Consider the following 18,422-nt stretch of genomic DNA (forward strand, 5'->3'; position numbering starts at 1 on the left):
GAGCATAGTTGCTCTCTTAAGCTGCCTGCCACGTCCAAGTAGCCAGTTTCTTTAAATTCATGGCAGCAAAAGTAAGCATCGCCTGCATGGACAATTTTTTTAGACCTCGTAAGGTTGTCCATCTCATACCATGCTTTTCTTTTGCATCCGCAAATACACGCTCAATCGTTTCTTTGCGCTTTGCATAAATCTGTTTGATGTCATAGGAATGGCGTAAATGTTCAGCTTCTTCCACATACGACTCCCAAATATGGCGTTGAATGAGTTTTTGATGATGCTTACTTTCTGTACATTGGGAAAGGCTTGGACACTTCGCACAAATCAAAGGATTCGATTTATATTGACGATACCCTTCTTTAGTCGTTGTCGTATACTTCAATATCTGTCCTTGTGGACAAAGATAACAATTATAGTGCTCATCATATATATACTCATGCTTTCGGAAGAATCCATCTTTCGTTTTAGGACGTGTATAAGGAAGAACAGGCAACATTTGATTCTCTAATAAAAAGTTTGTAATTGCGGGTGTTTTATAGGCTGCATCTGCCGCAACAGCTAATGGTTTTTGAACGTTTTCAATGACTTTTTCCACAAGTGGCTGTAATACATGACTATCGTGCACATTTCCCGGAGTTACAATGGCACCCAAGACAAAGCCCTTTTCATCTGTCGCTGCATGAAAAGAATACGCAAACTGTTTCGTACGTTCATCCTTCACGTAATAGCCACTTTCAGGATCTGTCGTGCTTTCCTTTATTTCTTTCCATTCTTCCTTTTCAAACTTCTCCGGGGGAAAGGGCTTTTTTCCGTGTTCCTCACGATCCATATTTAACTCTAATTGAAGTTTCTCTTCATAAGCCCGTGTTTCTTTTCGCACAACTTTTTTATCATACTTTCGTTTATTCGCACTCGCTTTCACATGCGTAGAATCGATAAATAAATGGTCTGCATGGAGGAGTCCTTGATGCATAATCTCTTTTAATATACGATAGAATATCTGCTCAAATATATCAGTGTCTTGAAAGCGACGGACATAATTTTTACCGAAGGTAGAGAAATGCGGGACTTCTGTATGGAAGCCAAATCCTAAAAACCAACGATACGCCATATTCGTTTCAATTTCTTTGATGGTTTGACGCATGGACCGTATACCAAAAACGTACTGAATAAACGTCATTTTAAAGAGAACAACAGGATCAATACTAGGGCGTCCTTTAGCAGAGTAGAGGTTTTCTACTAAAGGATAGATAAATGAAAAATCAATAGCCGCCTCTAGTTTTCGTACTAAATGATCTTGGGGAACTAATTGATCAATCGTTAGCATTTCTAATTGTTCACGTTCATTGATTTGATTTTTCGTCATCATGGTTGATCACCTCGAAAGTGTACTTTTTATCAATAATTCTTTATGTAGAAGTTGATTGGAACGAAGGGTGGCGACTCCTGCGGGAAAAGCAGGAAAGTCGAGATCCTGGACTGAGCGAAGCGAGGGAAGCAGCTCGACCCCGCCCGCGGAAAGCGTCCGCCCGTAGTGGAAATCAACGGCTTTACTTTATTTTATTGTAAAAGAAAAAAGACTGTAGGCAAACTCAAAATTTCATTGAGTTTGTCTACAGTCTGAACTCTGCATATTGTATGCAGAGTTAAAAATATCCTTTTTCCTTTAAACTAATATATTGATGATCGCCGATAATAACGTGATCAATTAACTCTATCCCTATAATATAGCCTGCTTCAACAATTCGCTTTGTTACTTCAATGTCCTCTGTGCTTGGTGTTGGTACCCCACTTGGATGGTTGTGGGCACATATAATGGAAGCGGCAGACCTTTTGACAGCTTCTCGATAAATTTCCCTTGGATGAACGATGGAGGCGTTTAAACTGCCAATAAAAATCGTCTGCTTATGAATAATTTGGTTTTTAATATTCAAAAAAAGCACAACAAAATGCTCCTGATTAAGCGAAGTCATATCAGGCATTAAATAAGTTGCTGCATCTTGAGGAGAACGTATTGTGAATTTCTCATCATTATGTTTTTGAGCCAGTCTTCTACCAAGTTCAATGGCAGCTATTAATTGAATGGCTTTCACCTCACCTATTCCTTTAATAGCCACCATTTCTTCGATGGTTGCGTGCTTCAAATGATGGAGTCGTTCAAAAACATTTAATACCCTGTTTGCAAGAACAAGCACAGATTCTTCCTTTGTACCTGTCCTCAATAAAATAGCGAGTAGCTCTTGATTGGATAAACTTTCAGCCCCTTGTCGTAATAGCCGTTCACGGGGGCGATCCTCTATATTGACATCACGTATCATCAAAGTTGGTAAAGCGTCTTCCAGCAAAAATATTCACTCCTTCGCAAATTGGACTATCTGTAGATCCACCAATTGCGAAAACAAAGCTGCAAGTGGTAGACCTACAACATTGTTATAATCTCCTTCAATTCGTTTAACTAATAGTGTGCCAATCGTTTGAATGCCATAACCACCCGCTTTATCAAAAGGATCTCCTGAATCTACATAAGCTTCGATTAATTCCTGCGATAGGCGGTGGAAAACAACTGTGGTTTCTTCCACAAAGGTCGTTTCCTTTCCATTCGGTTCGATTATGGCGACGGCTGTCATCACACTATGTTTGTTATTTGACAAACGTAATAAGTGAGAAATAGCTTCCTCACGCGTCTTTGGTTTATGTAGTAGCTCTTGATTGTAAACAACAATCGTATCTGCACCAATAATCGTGGCATTAGCTGCTTTTTTGGCTACATCACGCGTCTTCAATAAAGCTACTTCTTTTACATAATCCTGCATTGTATTAGCTTGTACACTTGTTTCTTCCACTTCACTTGTCAAGACTTCAAAGGGAAGCGCTAGCATGCTTAGCAATTCCTTGCGCCTAGGGGAAGCAGAAGCAAGGACAAGCTTATGATTTGTTTTCAACATTATCTGATCATTCCTCCTTATCCTTATGATACAGAAGAATGGACAATTTGAAAATTTTCAAAAAAACAAGATAATGATGATTTCGCTATTATTTGACGTTAAAATTTCACCTGAAGACACGTATTTTTAGATTGATAATGTGCAAAAACATGCAGACGAATGATGTTGATATCGTTGGAAATAGTAGAGGCCGCTGCTCCAATGGACTGCCAATCCTCTGGTAGTGTTGAGTCCTTGCCATTTTCCTTAAAATTTAATTTTGCTGCATTTTTATCTGCTAAAGCAGTTGGGATTTCTGCAAGGGTCGGCTCTTTACAGCTTTCACCACTGATGCTAAATGCCTTTTTAAAGGTAGCAGGGTCCTGTAAAAATTGGAGCTGACTTTCCTCCGTCACCATGCTTGTCCAAACATAAAACTTGTCATCAACTTGAACAATCGCGCTCTCTTTTAAGGCAGGATACTCAGCAACAAATGAACTAGCGCTCTCATAGTTTGAATACACGCCAGCCTGGCTAGCATAAAACATTGATGCATTAGATGTATTGGTTGTCTCACCGGCAGTTGGAATCGTTTCTGTTTGTGATTGATTATTTGCCACTTCACTGCCATTTTTCTTTAATGGTAACTGTGTACTGGCTTGTAAAACGCCCAAAAAAATGGCTACACCTAATAGACCAACAAATCCACCAATAATCATTGCTCGAAATATTTGTTTTTTCATCACATGACTTACAATTTTCATTCAACTATCACCTCATCCTTCCACCTATCTATGCACTAGTAACGTTGCCAACTTCATATGGTATAAGTATATGTAGATTCCGAAGGGTAAATGCGAATTTATTATTTTTTGATAAAGGCTCCTTTATAAAAAAAACTAGGACTCACTATCAAGAGTCCTAGTCGTTTCATTGTTTTAATCTATTACGAACCTCTGTTAATAAATATAACGAGCCTGATACAATGGTTCTTTGCTGTCTATGTGATTGTGCCTGTATAAAGGATGCATAGTCAACCAAGGTTGTTTTCGATGCTGCATGAGAAAGTTTGACCATTTGATGGGCTGGCATTGCTCGTGAATTAGCAAAATCAACGAAGTAAAAATCATCACTCACCTGCTCTAAAAGCCTGAGAATCTGCTGGACATCTTTATCTGCTAGTATGCCAATGACAAATGTTATCTGCTCATTTGGATATTCACACTGGATCGTTTCTACTAATTTTTCGGCACTTGCAGGATTATGTGCACCATCCAAAATAACGAAAGGCATTATTTCTTCAAAGCGTCCCAAAATAGAGGCCTTTTGCACAGCTTGACGAATAGCTGTTTTATCCATAGACACGCCTAATACTGACGCCACTTCGAAAAATGCTGTAATGGCGAGTGCCATATTGTTCCCCTGATGTGCTCCCTTCATCGAACGAGTTAGGTTCGCAATTTGGAACTGCTGTACGTCATTCGTGTAGCTTTCTCCATCAGTTGTCGGCTTTATGGCAAAATGCTTACCTAATGCAAATAGCGTGGCATTTTTTTGATTGGCTACTTCATCCACAACACGCATCGCCTCATCTGGCAAATCACCAATAATAACTGGACGTTGTTGCTTAATAATACCTGCTTTATGGTGTGCAATGCTTTCAAGCGTATCCCCTAAAAACTTTGTGTGTTCTAAAGCAATACTTGGGATAATAGAGACAATGGGTGTTACCACATTTGTGCTATCCAATAAGCCACCCATTCCCGCTTCAATCAGTGCAATATCCACCCTGCCATTCACAAAATGTAAAAATGCCGCCACCGTCAGCAATTCAAAATCGGTTAGTTTACTACTAAGCCCAGCCTCATGCATCTGTTGAAAAACTCGATCCATTTCAGCTTCTTTAATAGGTTGACCAGCTATTTGAATTTGGTCATGAACATCTACGATACAGGGTGACATAAATTTGCCCACACGTAAGCCATGTTCTTGTGCAATTGCCTCTAGAAACGTTAACGTAGAGCCTTTGCCATTTGTACCTGCTAAGTGGACGACATGCAAAGTTTGTTCAGGATTACCTACTAACGATAAAGCCTCTTCAATCGCTGTAAGACCTGGTTTAATTACATCATCACTTTTAACCTGCCATTTCTCTTTATAATGATCAAAGTTTGGGATCATTGTCCTTCCTCCTGTAGCCACTGTCGAGCTTGTGCTATAAAGTATAAAGAGCCTGTTATGACAATAATATCCTCTTTATGGCGTCCTTGTAATATGGTTTGAAGGCTTTTTAGCCACTCTTGATGATATGTTTTATTTGCATGTGTCGACAACTTTGCTAAGCTTTCAGCAGGCATTGCATTCGGTAGGTCTATTTGTGTAAAAGTGATCGAGGTAGCAACAGCATCCATTAGTTCTATACTGTTGGCATGATCCTTGTCTGCTAATGCCGCATAAATAAAGTGATAATTGTTTCTTGGATAGACGTTTTTTAGTGTTTGGATAAGAGCAGCTGTACCCTCGGAATTATGAGCACCATCTAGCACAATTTGATTCGGCCATTGCTCGAAGCGGCCTGCCCATTGCGCACATTGTAGACCCTGACAAATAGAATCATCAGCAATGGCAATTGCCCCCTGTTCACGTAATGTTAGCATGGCTGTGATGGCCAAACTTGCATTATTTATTTGATGTTGACCAGCCATTTTTAATGGTACATCCTTCATCAAGACATGAGCATTTTCATATGTAAAGTGCTGATAGTCAGTGCTCTGCCAACTATTTGTCACTGTGAAGTCTTGTCCTAAAACAAAGCATGATGCATGTCGTTCCTCTGCAGTAGCTTTAATAACAGCCAATGCCTCCTCATTTTGAACGCCTACAACAACTGGAATGCCTTCTTTGATGATACCAGCTTTTTCAGCGGCAACCTTTGCGAAGGTATCACCTAAAAAGGCTGTATGCTCTAGCGAAATCGTTGTAACAATAGATAAAAGCGGCCTTACGACGTTTGTCGCATCCAAACGTCCTCCAAGCCCTGTCTCAATAAGTGCTATATCTACTCCTTCATGTGCAAAATATTGAAACATAATCAATGTAACTACCTCAAAAAAGCTTGGAAAATCGCCATTGTAGTGTTCTTCTATAATTTTCGCAAGTTTATTGAAATAGTAGAGAAATTGCTCATCTGAAATTTGGCGGCCGTTAATGGTCATACGTTCATTGACTCGCTCTAAATGTGGAGACGTAAATGCCCCTACTGTGTAGCCTGCATGTTGTAGCATTTCTCTTAATGCGTTCACCGTAGAGCCTTTACCGTTTGAACCTGCTACATGGATTACTCTTAGTTTGTTGTGAGGCTCATCTAGATGTCCTAGTACTTCACGCATAAGGACAAGTGGTGCACGTTTATGATCAACTGCTTTTAATGTAAAAATAAATTTTGTACATTCGTTCATTGTGTGAAACAAAATAAACACTCCCTCTTACTGCAATATCTTTATTTTAGTACAAGTAACGTTTAATAACATAGCAAAATGGTAAAATACAAAAAACACGCAGCTAGCGACTGCGTGTTCATATTAATATTATATTAGTGTACCTTGTGAGCACCTAATAAAGCACCCATATTGTTTAAAATAGTTTTTGCATCACTATTTAATAACGGATGTACATCTGGACGTTGCACTAATTCAAAAGCGTTTTTTAACGTTCTTTTTAGCATAGATATATCAAAGTCTGAGCAATACTCATTAATTTTTTGGATTGTTAATAAATCAGTCCTTGATAATTTAATGCTATCCTGCTGAGGATTACTATTTGCTAATATGTGCTTAATAAGGACACGGCCACTTGTATTCAATAAACGATAATACTTTGCTTCGGATAATTTTAAGAGATTCGTTTCGATCAATACTCTCGCGCTTACAAAGTCTAGTTCATCACATGCTTTGTTGACTTTTGTAATAATGGTTGCAATATTTCCTGACATTCCCAACACCCCCATTGGCTCTTATTTTTTTAATGAAAAAGACTGTCTATCTAAAAAACCGTCCATTCTCCCAAGCTTTTTTCACGGCTAAATAATACGGAATTAGGTTTTGTTTCCTACCAAATCAACCCTATACACCATCTATTAGTCTAATTTATTTTAAATAATACTATATATTTTTTCCTAATACAATGCATATCTTTAGATCTATAAAAAAAGCAATGGATGACTTTTTCGTCATCCACTGCTTCAACTTTACATTTGTTTCAATTCTTCTAAACGTTTTAACACAACTGCATGCTTGCTTTCATAATCTGCTAATTTCTCACGTTCTGCGTTAACTAACGCTTCCGGCGCTTTCGATACAAACTTTTCATTCGATAACTTACCTGTAACAAGCTTCACTTCTTTTGCCCATTTCTCTAATTCTTTTTCAAGGCGAGCAATTTCTTCCTCTAGATTGATCAGTCCAACAAGAGGTAGGAAAACCTGTGCTCCTGTCACAACAGCCGTCATTGATTGTCCTGGAGCCTCTAAACCTTCACCAATTGTTAAAGTGTCAGGATTACAGAATTTTTCTAAATATGCTTGATTCTCTTCAAGTACAGCTGCTGTTGCTGCATCTTTCGCTGAAATAAACAACGGTACTTTTTTGCTCATTGGGGTATTTACTTCCGCACGAATATTACGTACTGAACGTATAATATCCATTAGGAGCTTCATATTATCTGCTTCATCAGCAAAATGAAGATCTGTACGTACTGTTGGCCATGCTGCCACTGTAATAGATTCACCTCCATGTGGTAAATGCTGCCAAATTTCTTCTGTAATGAAAGGCATAAATGGATGTAATAGACGCATTGTTTGATCTAGTACGTAAGCTAAAATAGAGCGAGTTGTCTTTTTAGCTGCTTCATCCTCACCGTAAAGAGGTAATTTTGCCATTTCAATATACCAAGAACAGAAATCATCCCAAATGAAATTGTATAATTCACGGCCAACTTCACCGAATTCATAACGCTCTGCAAGAGAGGTAACGCGTTCAATCGTTTCATTTAAGCGCGTTAAAATCCATTTGTCAGCTACTGATTTTTCACCAGTTAAATCGATCTCATCATATGTCATGCCATCCATATTCATAAGCGCAAAACGTGATGCATTCCAAATCTTATTGGCAAAGTTCCATACTGCTTCTACTTTTTCAGTTGTATAGCGTAAATCTTGACCAGGTGATGAACCAGTAGCTAAGAAGTAGCGTAATGAATCTGCACCGTATTGTTCAATAACATCCATTGGATCTACACCATTGCCAAGTGATTTACTCATTTTACGCCCTTCACCGTCACGTACTAAACCATGAATTAGCACATCTTTAAATGGACGTTGCTCTGTAAACTCAAGGCCTTGGAAAATCATGCGAGAAACCCAGAAGAAAATAATATCATAGCCTGTTACTAATGTATTTGTTGGATAGTAACGTTTATATTCTTCATTTGCTTCATCTGGCCAACCCATAGTAGAAAACGGCCATAGCGCTGAAGAGAACCACGTATCTAGTACATCTTCATCTTGCGTCCAGTTTTCTGCATCTGCTGGGGCTTCTTTACCTACGTATATTTCGCCTGTTTCATTATGGTACCAGGCTGGGATTTGATGGCCCCACCATAATTGACGAGAAATACACCAATCGCGAATATTCTCCATCCAACGAGAATATGTGTTTTCAAAACGAGCAGGAACAAAGTTTACTTTCCCTTCTTCGTCCTTTTGTAGCTCTAGGGAAGCATCAGCAAGTGGTTGCATTTTAACGAACCATTGTGCTGAAAGGTATGGCTCAACAACGGCACCAGAACGTTCAGAGTGTCCTACTGAATGCATATGCTCTTCAATGCGAATTAACACTCCTGCTTCTTGTAAATCAGCAACAATTTGCTTGCGGCATTCGAAGCGATCCATTCCTTTATATTTGCCAGCAAGATCATTCATTGTGCCGTCTTCATTCATTACTAGAATGCGCTCAAGATTGTGACGATTACCAACTTCAAAGTCGTTCGGATCATGGGCTGGTGTCATTTTTACAACCCCAGTACCAAATTCCATATCAACGTAGTCATCAGCAACAATCGGAATTTCGCGACCTACAATCGGTAAAATAACGGTTTTACCAATTAAATGCTGGTAACGCTCATCGTTCGGGTGAACAGCTACCCCAGAGTCACCAAGCATTGTTTCAGGACGTGTTGTAGCAACTTCTACATAGCCTGAGCCATCAGCTAATGGATATTTCATATGATAGAAGGCACCTTGCACATCCTGATAAATTACCTCGATATCAGATAATGCTGTTTTTGCTGCTGGGTCCCAGTTGATAATACGCTCACCACGATAAATTAAACCTTTTTCATATAACTGAACAAAAACGGTTTTTACCGCATCTGAAAGACCTTTATCTAGCGTGAAACGTTCACGCGTATAGTCTAATCCAAGACCAAGCTTTGCCCATTGATCACGAATATGTCCAGCATACTCTTCTTTCCATTCCCATGTTTTTTCAAGGAATTTTTCACGTCCTAAATCATAACGTGTAATATTATCCTCACGCAGCTTTGCTTCTACTTTTGCCTGTGTTGCAATACCTGCATGATCCATACCTGGCAACCAAAGGGCATCATAGCCTTGCATGCGTTTCATACGGATGAGGATATCTTGTAATGTTGTATCCCAAGCATGGCCAAGGTGTAGTTTACCTGTTACGTTCGGTGGTGGAATAACGATTGAATAGGGCTTTTTCCCACTTTCAGGCTGCGCCTCGAAAAACTTCCCTTGTAACCACCATTCATAGCGACCAGCTTCAATGGACTGTGGGTCATACTTAGTTGGCATTGAAATGTTTTCTGTCATATTGACTCCTCCTATTGTTTGAAAACTGTAGGTAAAGAAATGCTGTTCATTTTTTACCCAATAAAAAAACTCCTCTCGTCTAAAAGGACGAAGGAGTTTTAGTTCGCGGTACCACCTTTAATTCCAGCAGTGGTTAAGATAAATGTTCAATGACATATTTTCTCAGCCTACCCTACTGGCTCTCAATTCGGTAACGGTGTTTAACCGGCTTTAACTACTATTAGTTCACTAAAGCTGCTCAAGGGCTACCTTCAATTCCGTACAAATAGAAACTTCACAGCTACCGTTTCTTCTCTGAAAATGTAGACAAAATTTACTCTTCCCTATCATAGCATCTGTATTTGATTTTCCTAATTGTACCGCAGGATCGTGTCATTTTTCAAGTGATTTAGTCATCTTTTAGTAAGAGGAAAGTAAATAGAAAAGGAAGTGACAATTCAAATGCGACGACGCAAGTATAACCCTTGGCTTTTACCACCTTGGCTACGGCAAGTTCGTTTTTATTGTAGAACCATTATCGTGCCGATTTGTGCTTTTCAGTTTATCCGTGTCATTATTGTGCCAACATCAGGTGATTTAATCTTCTTATTACTTCTGCTACTTCTCTGCTATTTACTTTTGAAAGATATCATTTGAAACACGAACTTTCAGCGGTGTATATTCTTCTGTTAGATCCCAAATCATAGAAGGCACTTCATGCCAAGTACTGGATTCACGTACAACAATATGGCTTGAGGATTCTCTTAATACAGCTTTTTGGTCAACTGTTGTAGAATTCTCTTGGCGTGAAGCTGCTGCTACTGCGGCAGGTTGTTTCACTTGAACACTTTCTTCGATTACGGCCATTGTTTCCTCTTGTTCGAAAGCATGTGTTGATAGGTGCGGATTGTCTAACACAGCTTTTTCATCAACAGGTTCATATTCATTAAAAACACTTGTAACGGTCCACTCAAGCTGACACATCTGATTTGTTAGACTAGGGCGAATATCCTTGACCATTAAATCTTTGACATCGGATTCCTTTGGTAAATCCACATGTAAAGGTACAGCATACTCAAAATAACCAGTATCTCCTTGGATGTCTAGAGCATCAATTGTAATTAAATCTTCATTTTCTGCAAATGCTTGCATATCTTGAAAATCAAAGCGAACGTGTGCGGTGATATGATAGATGCCCATAAGTCGCAAAGAATCTTCTAATTGCATTGCCTGCCATTGTGGCTTAATTTGTACAGCTGCTATTTCAGTTGGGCAGCCATATCCAGGAAAACAAAATGCTTCGCGCATATTCCAAGTTTTGTGTTCGATAATAATCCCTCCCTTTGCATCATATGACGATTTAAAGGAGAGTATGCTAGGGTGTTGCCATTTGAACACATTTAAAAATAGATACTACTAAAAAACTGGCATGCTAGAAGCAATATTCTAGCATGCCAGTTTCATGAATGTTCATATCTTTAAACATTTACTAATTTAATTTTATTCGCTACACGATCTGTTAGCATTTGCGTTGCTTTTGGTACAATCGGTTTGAAAATAGGATTTAAAACAGGGCCAGCTAACCCGCCCGCAACGACTTCTAAGAATCCTGTCATTTTTGTATTTTCAGGATCAATACTTTCTGCGAGGAAATAGCCATTTCCTGTGAAGTTATCAGAAAGCCCCTTTAATTCGAATGTAACTTTTGATGGTGCTAACCATTCTAAGATTGTAATTTCTACTTCAACTGTTTTTTTCAAAACGCCAACATTGCCTTTAAAAGTCCAAGTGGAGTGTTTTTCATCAATCATTTCATGTGCATTATAACCTGGGACAAGCTTTGCCCATTTTTCCATATCACTAACGAAATCCCATACATGCTCAATCCCTACAGGAACTTCGACCGTGTGTGTGCCTGTTGCCATATCAATTCACTACTTTCTTTTATGAATAGCTATATTATAAACGATATCGCCCACAATTTGGCTATGCTGAAAGATGTAATTTTGACAAAAGCAGGTCCTTCATCCAGTATAGAAGATCTTGTTTACTAGTAAATATATGCTATTCTCTCTTTTTGTCCTTACATTTCTCTAGCACTATAATGCTTTCTGCTTGATCCATTAAAAAAGTACAACGGTAGAAAAAGCAAGTTTGACGGGCGAAGGGCTTTGTTTTTCAAAAATATGAGAGCATGCTAGAAATAATTCTAGCATGCTCTATCAAATTTTATTTGGCTAATTGCGCAAATACTTTATGGAATGCAGCCACTGTTTTCGCAATATGCTCTTCCGTATGGGCTGTTGAGATGAATAGTCCTTCAAATTGAGAAGGAGGTAAGAAAACACCTTCCTCTGCCATTAGACGGAAGTATTCAGCGAATAATTGTAAATCAGATGTTTTAGCAGAAGCAAAATCAATGACATTTTCATTTGTAAAGAAGAAGCCAATCATAGAGCCTGCACGATTGACAGTGTGCGGGATATTATATTTTGTTGCTGCTTCACGGAAACCAGCCTCAAGCTGATCTCCTAATTTTTTGAAGTAATCATACGTACCATGGTCTAAACGGGATAACGTTTCATAACCGGCTGTCATCGCTAGTGGATTCCCCGATAATGTTCCTGCTTGATAAATTGGTCCAGCAGGGGCTACTTGCTCCATAATTTCTTTTTTCCCAGCGAACGCACCTACAGGGAGACCCCCTCCGATTACTTTACCTAAAGTAGTCATATCTGGTGTTACCCCAAAATACCCTTGTGCACAGCCATAATCTACGCGGAAACCTGTCATAACTTCGTCAAAGATTAATAATGCACCGTGCTCTGAAGTAAGCGCACGTAAGCCTTCTAGGAAACCGGGCTGTGGTGGAACAACCCCCATATTTCCTGCGACTGGCTCCACAATGACTGCAGCTAACTCTGCGCCAAATTTCTCGAAAATCACTTTTGCCCCTTCTAAATCATTATAGGCAACTGTCAACGTATTCCGTGCGATATCTGCAGGTACACCAGGGCTATCAGGAAGGCCTAATGTGGCAACACCAGAACCGGCTTTAATTAATAAAGAGTCACCGTGACCATGATAAGACCCTTCAAACTTTAAAATCTTATCACGCCCTGTAACACCACGTGCTACACGTAATGCAGACATAGTAGCCTCTGTTCCTGAAGAAACAAAGCGGATCATTTCCATTCCTGGTAGACGGTCTAATACTAATTGGGCTAAGCGATTTTCTGTATAGCTTGGAGCACCGAAGGAAGAACCCTTCGCAGCTGTATCTGCAATTGCTTTCACTACCTCTGGATGTGTATGTCCTAAAATTAGCGGACCCCACGACAATACATAATCAATATATTCATTGCCATCAATGTCTTTAATGATTGCCCCATGACCAGATTCCATGAAAATCGGGTCCATATTTACTGATTTGAATGCACGTACTGGGCTACTTACACCCCCCGGCATTAATTGAACAGCTTCAGCATAGGCTTGTTTTGATTTTTCGTAAGAACGTGTCATTTATTTCTCCTCCAACCAACGTGCAACATCTTTTGCATGATACGTAATGATTAAATCAGAGCCTGCACGTTTCATACCTAATAATGTTTCAAGCACAACTTTTTTCTCTTCAATCCAACCATTTATAGCAGCCGCTTTAATCATTGCATATTCACCTGAAACATTATACGCAACAAGCGGTAATGGGTAGTTATTTTTCATATCTCGAATAATATCTAAATAGCTAAGAGCAGGTTTGACAATTAAGAAATCTGCGCCCTCTTCAATATCTGACTCTGCCTCACGGAATGCCTCTAGACGGTTTGCAGGATCCATTTGGTAGGATTTACGATCACCAAATTGTGGAGCGCCATCTGCAGCGTCACGGAAAGGTCCATAGTAACTGGATGCATATTTGACTGCATAGGACATAATCGGAATATGTTCAAAACCAGCTTCGTCTAGACCAGCACGAATTGCCGTTACAAAGCCGTCCATCATATTAGAAGGAGCAATAATATCAGCACCAGCTTTTGCTTGTGATATCGCCGTGCGGGCTAAAACATCTAATGAAGGATCATTCAAAATTTGATCGCCCTCAATTAAGCCACAATGTCCATGATCCGTAAATTCACATAAGCATGTATCCGCGATGACTAATAACTCAGGATGACGTGTTTTAATGAGTCGAGTTGCTTCCTGCACAATCCCATGATCATGAAATGCACCTGTTCCAACCGCATCCTTTTCAGCTGGCAAGCCAAATAAAATAACCGCAGGAATACCTAAAGCTACAACCTCATCCACCTCTGCCTCTAGATTATCCAATGAAAATTGAAAAACGCCAGGCATTGACTGTACTTCATTTTTAATATTTTCGCCTTCTATTACAAAAATAGGATAGATCAGGTCCTCTTTATGTAAGTATGTTTCTTTTACCATTGATCGCATCGTTGCATTGGCACGCAAACGACGATGTCTTTGAAATTGTAGTTTTGTCATGATTTGTCCCCTACTTTCATAATTTCTTCGATGACTGCTTGCATTGTATAAACACTTGGCATAATATCCACAGTAGCACCGTATTGTTCAAGAGCCGCTTCCGTAATATGGCCGATGGCTGCAATGCGAGCTGCATGCCAGCCGATATGTGGCACAACATCCCTTGCATACACGTCAACTGCTGAAGGACTAGCAAAAATCACTGTGACATTTTGATGTTGCTGGATGCAATTGACAATAACAGATGTTTGATCATGTCGTTCTATTGTTTCATAGACTGTCCATTCTTTTAACTTAAAAGGCAGTCCATCCTTCAGCGTACTTTTCGCCTTTTCGCCTCGAATAAACAGACATCTCGGATGATTACCCGCTACGCTTGGAAATTCTTTAACGAAAATATCAGCACTAAATACGGAAGGCATAAAGCTTACTTGAAATCCTAAATTTTCTAATGCTGTCGTTGTTTTTGTGCCAATGGAAGCTATTTTTCCTTGGAAGTGATCCGCATTCAATTGATGTCGAAGCATTTTACTAGCAAAAGCTTCTACAGCATTTTGACTAGTAAAAATCAACCAATCATATTGCTTCGCGTGATTCAATAGTTCAGCATCCTTACTATCTAATCGTTCGCAAGTTTCAATTAATGGGGCTATGATGGCATGGCCACCTAAAGATGTTATGTTTTCGACAATGGTTGTTGTCTTAGATGTGCCTGTTAAAAGTATGGTTTTACCCTTTAGAGGTAAATTACTTGGCATCTTGCTCTGCCTTTACACGCTGAATTAAATCGAAAGCACCTTGTTCTGTTAAAATTGCAGCTAGCTCTTCTCCAATTTTTTGTGCATCTGTGCCAACTACTGTTTCCTTATATACAACAGATGCGTCTGGAGCAGCAACAAGGCCTGTTAATGTAATTTCTTCCCCATTTGAAGTAGCATACCCTGCGATTGGTACTTGACAACCACCATCCATTGCTGCCAAAAATGCACGTTCTGCATGTGCTTCTTGCCATGTAAATGAATCAGTCAGCTTACCTAATTCGGCTAAAAGCTCCGCATCATCGGCACGACATTCGATGCCTAGAGAGCCTTGTGCTACAGCTGGCAGACAATGTTCTACAGGTAAAAATTCAGTGACTACATCATCACTCCAACCAAGGCGTTTCAAACCAGCTGCAGCTAAAATAATAGCATCGTATTCTTCTGTTTCAAGCTTCGCTAAACGTGTGTCAACATTTCCACGAATCCATTTAATTTCGATGTCAGGACGTACTGTTAAAAGCTGTGCACTACGACGTAAAGAACTTGTACCAACGACTGCTCCTGCAGGAAGGTCAGCAAATTTAACATGCCCTTTCGAAATAAATGCGTCACGCGCATCTTCACGTGGTGGAATACAACCAATCACTAGCCCATCTGGCAATACAGCAGGCATATCTTTCATAGAATGAACAGCAAAGTCAATTTCTTTATCGTAAAGGGCTTGTTCAATTTCTTTCACAAACAACCCTTTCCCACCTACTTTTGAAAGCTGAACATCTAAAATTTGGTCACCTTTGGTTACAATCTCTTTTACTTCAAATTCGAATGGTACACCAGCCGCTTTTAATTCATTAATAAACCAATTTGTTTGCGTTAGCGCTAGCTTACTTCTCCTAGAACCTACAATAATTTTTCTCAACAGTCTCCAACCTTTCTTCTAATACCATAAATGGAATCGCGATAAACTACTTCCTAGGAAGAAGTTCACAACAACTAATAGATAGGCATAAATATGTACCCATGCATAAGTTGTACCTGTCAGCTTGCTTTTGCGATTCACATATAAGATAAAACAATACAAAATTAAAATAATGAAGGACCCTATGATTTTCGCATCGAAAATCGAAAGACTCTCTAATGTTAATAATGCCCATTCAAAGCCTAATATTAAACTTATAAATAACATCGGAATCCCAATAAAAAAAGAAATATTCATCCAGCTACTTGTCTGCTGCAAGGAAGGCAACCTAGTCCATAAATGCGACCATTTTTTCTTTTTCAGCAAACGATATAGCACGAGATACAAAATGGCAAACACAAATGTTAAAGTAAATGCTGCATAAGACAGTATTGCAAATGATATATGAATAAAAAGCAACTCCGAAATTAAAGTATCCCCGACAGCTCCTGTAGGACGTTTCGGCATAAAAGTAAATATACTAGCGAACAAAAATCCTAGTATATTAATAATAAACACAGGTAAATCCACCCTTGCTATGCAATGAAGGATAATGGATAACGTCACGAGTAACCAGGAATAAAAAAGTATTCCCTCAGACAAGGATAAAATCGGAAAACGCTTCGTTTCCACAAACGTTAAAATGATAATGGCACTTTGAATCATCCATACAAATGAAACAAGCCAAAAAGCAATGCGCCTTGCACGTACTTGCTTATAAAAATAATCAGTAAAGTAAAAAACTAGACTGATCGCATACAAGACGATCATCACTTCATAGAGCCTCGTCATGGTCAAATCAGCCAATAGACATCCCTTCTTTGTCGTGAAATTAATAAACTATTCTAATATAGAAAACAAAAAAACGTTTTCGTATCCTTAGTTTACCATACAGATACGAAAACGCCTCGTGTAATATCAGTAGAAAATCCAATTGCGCACAATACCTCTGTACAACCATGGCTATCTATATGAGCGCAATAGATAATTTAGAAAGAGTACTTTGGTTCAGTAGAAGTCTGAGATACCTGTGAGCGTTCTTTGCGCTCAAGCTCTTGCTTTGTCATCTCATGAACTTCAGCTTCCACAGCATCCTCTATACCAAAAATTTGTTGGAATAAACGTAACTGTTCATTTGCTTTTGGAGAATTAGCCATTTCTTTAGCTTGCAAGATTGGCTCTTTTAACAATTGATTGATAATAGATTTTGTATGTTTACTTAAAATTTTACGTTCACGTTCCGTTAAATCAGGCATTTTATTTTCGATACTTGTCATTGTCTCTTCTTGGATACGATTTGCTTTTTTACGTAATGCTGAGATGACTGGCACTACCCCAAGCGTTGCTACCCAGTCTTTAAATTGCACAACTTCTTTGCCAATCATATCAGTAATATCAGCAGCAGCACGTTCACGCTCTGCTAAATTCGCTTCGACAATACCTTGTAAATCATCGATATCATATAGAAAAACATTTGATAGGTCGCCAACTCGTGGATCAATATCACGAGGAACCGCTATATCTACCATGAATAATGGTTTTCCTTTTCGTAAACGTTCCACGAATTGCATTAGCTCGTAATCAATAACATAATCTGTTGCACCTGTTGAAGTAATTAAAATGTCCGCTTCTAGCAAAGAACATTGTAATTCCTTCATTGATTTAGCTTCACCATGGAATTTAGCCGCTAAGCTTTCTGCTTTTTCAAATGTACGGTTGATGACAGTAACTTTCCCTACACCACTACCGTAAAGGTTTTCAATCGCAAGTTCCCCCATTTTCCCTGCACCTAAAATAGCTACATGCTTGCGTTGTAATGAGCCAAAAATTTTCTTTGCTAATTCTACGGCAGCATAGGAAACAGATACCGCATTCTCACCGATTGCTGTTTCATTATGAGCACGCTTTGCAAATGTTACTGCTTGTTTAAATAGCTGATTGTATACCGTTCCTGTTGTGCCAATCTCTTGTCCACTTAAAAAGCTTTTTTTTACTTGCCCTAAAATTTGTGTTTCACCTAGAACCATTGAATCGATTCCAGCTGTCACTTTAAATAAATGTTCGATTGCCTCATCCTCTTCACGAATCGTTAAATATGAAGAAAATGTCTCCACAGGCAAATCAAACCAGTTGGCTAAAAATTGTTTCACAAAATGACGTCCAGTATGCAATTGATCCACAACAGCATATATTTCTGTACGATTACATGTCGAAACAATTACGTTTTCTAATATACTTTTTTGCTTTTGCAGCGCTTCCATTGCTTGTGGCAGTTCACTCTCAATGAATGATAACTTCTCACGTATTTCAACAGGCGCTGTTTTATAATTCAAGCCTACTACGATGGTATGCATGAATAACACCTCACACGTTCTAATTCACAAATCTCATTATAGCACAGTTCGACA

At 39.0% G+C, this 18,422-nt stretch carries 16 protein-coding genes and 1 other annotated feature; all 16 genes read right to left on the bottom strand.

From position 1 onward, the window contains the following. Positions 1 to 16: 16 nt before the first annotated feature. Positions 17 to 1,366, bottom strand: a complete 1,350-nt coding sequence (locus MHB39_RS16160; RefSeq protein WP_339280244.1) for an IS1182 family transposase — start codon at positions 1,364 to 1,366, stop codon at positions 17 to 19. Between the two features lie 277 nt (positions 1,367 to 1,643). Then, positions 1,644 to 2,315, bottom strand: a complete 672-nt coding sequence (radC, locus tag MHB39_RS16165) for a DNA repair protein RadC (RefSeq protein WP_176408531.1) — start codon at positions 2,313 to 2,315, stop codon at positions 1,644 to 1,646. A 33-nt stretch (positions 2,316 to 2,348) separates the two neighbouring features. After that, on the bottom strand, positions 2,349 to 2,942 hold the full coding sequence (locus MHB39_RS16170; protein WP_036075793.1) for a Maf family protein: 594 nt from the start codon (positions 2,940 to 2,942) through the stop codon (positions 2,349 to 2,351). 98 nt (positions 2,943 to 3,040) lie between these two features. Beyond that, positions 3,041 to 3,685, bottom strand: coding sequence for a hypothetical protein (locus MHB39_RS16175; RefSeq protein ID WP_333004857.1), 645 nt, complete (start codon positions 3,683 to 3,685; stop codon positions 3,041 to 3,043). Between the two features lie 166 nt (positions 3,686 to 3,851). After that, entirely contained in the window at positions 3,852 to 5,102 is a 1,251-nt protein-coding gene (locus tag MHB39_RS16180) for a folylpolyglutamate synthase/dihydrofolate synthase family protein (protein WP_342544546.1), read from the bottom strand. Then, positions 5,099 to 6,379 (bottom strand): folylpolyglutamate synthase/dihydrofolate synthase family protein, encoded by a 1,281-nt coding sequence (locus MHB39_RS16185; protein ID WP_342546928.1) that lies wholly within the window; start codon positions 6,377 to 6,379, stop codon positions 5,099 to 5,101. The genes MHB39_RS16180 and MHB39_RS16185 overlap by 4 nt, the downstream gene beginning before the upstream one ends. A gap of 134 nt (positions 6,380 to 6,513) precedes the next feature. Then, entirely contained in the window at positions 6,514 to 6,912 is a 399-nt protein-coding gene (locus MHB39_RS16190; RefSeq protein WP_016991882.1) for a hypothetical protein, read from the bottom strand. Between the two features lie 255 nt (positions 6,913 to 7,167). Beyond that, on the bottom strand, positions 7,168 to 9,813 hold the full coding sequence (locus MHB39_RS16195) for a valine--tRNA ligase (RefSeq protein ID WP_342544548.1): 2,646 nt from the start codon (positions 9,811 to 9,813) through the stop codon (positions 7,168 to 7,170). A gap of 80 nt (positions 9,814 to 9,893) precedes the next feature. Beyond that, positions 9,894 to 10,152 (bottom strand) — a binding site (T-box leader). 273 nt (positions 10,153 to 10,425) lie between these two features. Next, a complete protein-coding gene (locus tag MHB39_RS16200) occupies positions 10,426 to 11,190 on the bottom strand; it encodes a valyl-tRNA synthetase (protein ID WP_312124308.1) in 765 nt (254 codons plus the stop codon). An 80-nt stretch (positions 11,191 to 11,270) separates the two neighbouring features. Next, positions 11,271 to 11,717 (bottom strand): SRPBCC family protein, encoded by a 447-nt coding sequence (locus tag MHB39_RS16205; protein WP_016991879.1) that lies wholly within the window; start codon positions 11,715 to 11,717, stop codon positions 11,271 to 11,273. A 304-nt stretch (positions 11,718 to 12,021) separates the two neighbouring features. Next, entirely contained in the window at positions 12,022 to 13,314 is a 1,293-nt protein-coding gene (gene hemL, locus MHB39_RS16210) for a glutamate-1-semialdehyde 2,1-aminomutase (RefSeq protein WP_036075785.1), read from the bottom strand. After that, positions 13,315 to 14,295 carry a porphobilinogen synthase gene (gene hemB / locus MHB39_RS16215; RefSeq protein ID WP_016991877.1) on the bottom strand — a complete coding sequence of 327 codons (981 nt, stop codon included), beginning with the start codon at positions 14,293 to 14,295 and terminating at the stop codon, positions 13,315 to 13,317. Further along, positions 14,292 to 15,053, bottom strand: coding sequence for a uroporphyrinogen-III synthase (locus MHB39_RS16220; RefSeq protein WP_342544552.1), 762 nt, complete (start codon positions 15,051 to 15,053; stop codon positions 14,292 to 14,294). Before MHB39_RS16220 ends, hemB begins: the two co-directional genes overlap by 4 nt. Next, positions 15,043 to 15,975 carry a hydroxymethylbilane synthase gene (gene hemC / locus MHB39_RS16225; RefSeq protein ID WP_016991875.1) on the bottom strand — a complete coding sequence of 311 codons (933 nt, stop codon included), beginning with the start codon at positions 15,973 to 15,975 and terminating at the stop codon, positions 15,043 to 15,045. Before hemC ends, MHB39_RS16220 begins: the two co-directional genes overlap by 11 nt. A gap of 18 nt (positions 15,976 to 15,993) precedes the next feature. Next, positions 15,994 to 16,821 carry a cytochrome c biogenesis protein CcsA gene (gene ccsA / locus MHB39_RS16230; protein ID WP_016991874.1) on the bottom strand — a complete coding sequence of 276 codons (828 nt, stop codon included), beginning with the start codon at positions 16,819 to 16,821 and terminating at the stop codon, positions 15,994 to 15,996. Between the two features lie 182 nt (positions 16,822 to 17,003). Then, complete coding sequence (gene hemA / locus MHB39_RS16235) at positions 17,004 to 18,368, bottom strand: glutamyl-tRNA reductase (RefSeq protein ID WP_036075782.1); 1,365 nt, start codon at positions 18,366 to 18,368, stop codon at positions 17,004 to 17,006. Positions 18,369 to 18,422: the final 54 nt, after the last annotated feature.

Origin of the sequence: Lysinibacillus sp. FSL K6-4013, assembly GCF_038630435.1 — a bacterium.
GTDB lineage: Bacteria > Bacillota > Bacilli > Bacillales_A > Planococcaceae > Lysinibacillus > Lysinibacillus boronitolerans.